At 45.9% G+C, this 2,061-nt stretch carries 13 tRNA genes and 1 rRNA gene; all 14 read right to left on the reverse strand.

Going from position 1 to position 2,061, the window contains the following annotated elements:
- Positions 1 to 66, reverse strand: a 16S ribosomal RNA gene (locus tag N0O92_RS23580); the annotation flags it as partial.
- A gap of 312 nt (positions 67 to 378) precedes the next feature.
- Positions 379 to 463: transfer RNA gene (locus N0O92_RS23585), tRNA-Leu, on the reverse strand.
- 17 nt (positions 464 to 480) lie between these two features.
- A tRNA-Lys gene (locus N0O92_RS23590) sits at positions 481 to 556 on the reverse strand.
- A 245-nt stretch (positions 557 to 801) separates the two neighbouring features.
- Positions 802 to 874: transfer RNA gene (locus N0O92_RS23595), tRNA-Thr, on the reverse strand.
- A 6-nt stretch (positions 875 to 880) separates the two neighbouring features.
- Positions 881 to 953 (reverse strand) — tRNA-Phe (locus tag N0O92_RS23600).
- Between the two features lie 15 nt (positions 954 to 968).
- A tRNA-Asp gene (locus N0O92_RS23605) sits at positions 969 to 1,045 on the reverse strand.
- An 8-nt stretch (positions 1,046 to 1,053) separates the two neighbouring features.
- A tRNA-Met gene (locus N0O92_RS23610) sits at positions 1,054 to 1,127 on the reverse strand.
- A 145-nt stretch (positions 1,128 to 1,272) separates the two neighbouring features.
- Positions 1,273 to 1,348 (reverse strand) — tRNA-Val (locus N0O92_RS23615).
- An 8-nt stretch (positions 1,349 to 1,356) separates the two neighbouring features.
- Positions 1,357 to 1,431, reverse strand: a tRNA-Glu gene (locus N0O92_RS23620).
- A gap of 6 nt (positions 1,432 to 1,437) precedes the next feature.
- Positions 1,438 to 1,512 (reverse strand) — tRNA-Asn (locus N0O92_RS23625).
- Positions 1,513 to 1,518: 6 nt separating this feature from the next.
- Positions 1,519 to 1,592: transfer RNA gene (locus N0O92_RS23630), tRNA-Ile, on the reverse strand.
- A 16-nt stretch (positions 1,593 to 1,608) separates the two neighbouring features.
- Positions 1,609 to 1,679, reverse strand: a tRNA-Gly gene (locus N0O92_RS23635).
- Positions 1,680 to 1,848: 169 nt separating this feature from the next.
- Positions 1,849 to 1,925: transfer RNA gene (locus N0O92_RS23640), tRNA-Pro, on the reverse strand.
- Positions 1,926 to 1,939: 14 nt separating this feature from the next.
- A tRNA-Arg gene (locus N0O92_RS23645) sits at positions 1,940 to 2,016 on the reverse strand.
- Between the last annotated feature and the right edge of the window lie 45 nt (positions 2,017 to 2,061).

Below are 2,061 nucleotides of genomic sequence, written 5' to 3' on the forward strand. Positions count from 1 at the left end.
CTCGACTTGCATGTATTAGGCACGCCGCCAGCGTTCGTCCTGAGCCAGGATCAAACTCTCCATAAAAGTGTTTGATTAGCTCAATTTCGCATTACGCTAGCAATGCAATAAATTAAGGATGAAATTTCCCTATCGGGTAAATTTCTTTGACGAGATTATATAATCTCTTTAATTCGCTTGGCTTTTGTTCAGTTTTCAAAGAACTATGTTCTGCATCACTTTTAGAAGTAGAGCAACATAATTTATTATATCACAATACCTAGTTCTACGCAACTATTTCCGAAAGTAAAACACTGCATGTAGCAGCGACAATAACTAATATATCAGATTCATCTATTACCCGCAACCCTTTTTCTAAGAATTCAACTTGGTAATAAATGGTGCGGGTGAAGGGAGTCGAACCCCCACGTCATAAGACACTAGATCCTAAGTCTAGCGCGTCTGCCAATTCCGCCACACCCGCAGAAAAATTATTGCTAATGGTGAGCCATGAAGGACTCGAACCTTCGACCCTCTGATTAAAAGTCAGATGCTCTACCAACTGAGCTAATGGCTCTTGCTGTTTATTCAATGAAGTAACTCATGATGCTTATGGACGATATATCGCTTCGTCGTTTTACCTGTTCTTTCCTCAACTAGTTAAGCTCTGTTGCTGATTGCGTCAGAACAACTTGTAGCAGTTCAATAAGCTTTGCTCGTAACTGAGCTAATGACTCTTGCTATTTATTCAAGAATTAATGACTTTTTCAATATTATCAATGAAGTAATTTACAATACCTTATAATAATAAAGAAAAAACGATGCCGGCCAGAGGACTTGAACCCCCAACCTACTGATTACAAGTCAGTTGCTCTACCAATTGAGCTAGGCCGGCAAAAGGTGGCTCAGGACGGAATCGAACCGCCGACACATGGATTTTCAGTCCATTGCTCTACCGACTGAGCTACTGAGCCACAATACTATATAAATGGCGGTCCGGACGGGACTCGAACCCGCGACCTCCTGCGTGACAGGCAGGCATTCTAACCAACTGAACTACCGGACCATATGGTATTGCGGGGGACGGATTTGAACCGCCGACCTTCGGGTTATGAGCCCGACGAGCTACCAGGCTGCTCCACCCCGCGTCGTTTTAAAGTAAACCGATGATGCTTTTCAATGATGTTGTCTTTTCCTCTTGTAGCAACACTTAGAAGTAAATGCGTTAAGACATGTCGAAGATTACTCGACGATGTTTCGCTACATGCTCCACCCCGCGTTATTTTAAAGAAATGGTGGAGGATGACGGGATCGAACCGCCGACCCCCTGCTTGTAAGGCAGGTGCTCTCCCAGCTGAGCTAATCCTCCACTATTTATGGTGACCCGTACGGGATTCGAACCCGTGTTACCGCCGTGAAAGGGCGGTGTCTTAACCGCTTGACCAACGGGCCATTGTTTGGCTCCACAGGTAGGACTCGAACCTACGACCGATCGGTTAACAGCCGATTGCTCTACCACTGAGCTACTGTGGAATAATATGGGCCTGAGTGGACTCGAACCACCGACCTCACGCTTATCAGGCGTGCGCTCTAACCAGCTGAGCTACAGGCCCACAGTGTAAATAGAAGAGCGGGTGATGAGAATCGAACTCACGACATCAGCTTGGAAGGCTGAGGTTTTACCACTAAACTACACCCGCATATTGACTTGTTTTTTTTCATAAAATTAAATCCCCGCACTAGCATGTCTCTTCCTCTTCTCGAATTTCATAGAAGTGAATGCGTCGAGACAACTCGTAGCTTATTCGGCAGAAGTTTTGCTCGTGGCTGAGGTTTTACCACTAAACTACACCCGCATATTACATTATCTGGTCGGGAAGACAGGATTTGAACCTGCGACCCCCTGGTCCCAAACCAGGTGCTCTACCAAGCTGAGCCACTTCCCGTAATTGAAATAATATGGCGCGCCCTGAGAGATTCGAACTCCCGACCTTTTGATTCGTAGTCAAACACTCTATCCAGCTGAGCTAAGGGCGCTTATTTAATTGGTGCCGAGGGCCGGACTTGAACCGGCACGGTAGT

It is taken from the genome of Alkalihalobacillus sp. MEB130 (genome assembly GCF_032335535.1).
Lineage (GTDB): Bacteria > Bacillota > Bacilli > Bacillales > Bacillaceae_D > Halalkalibacter.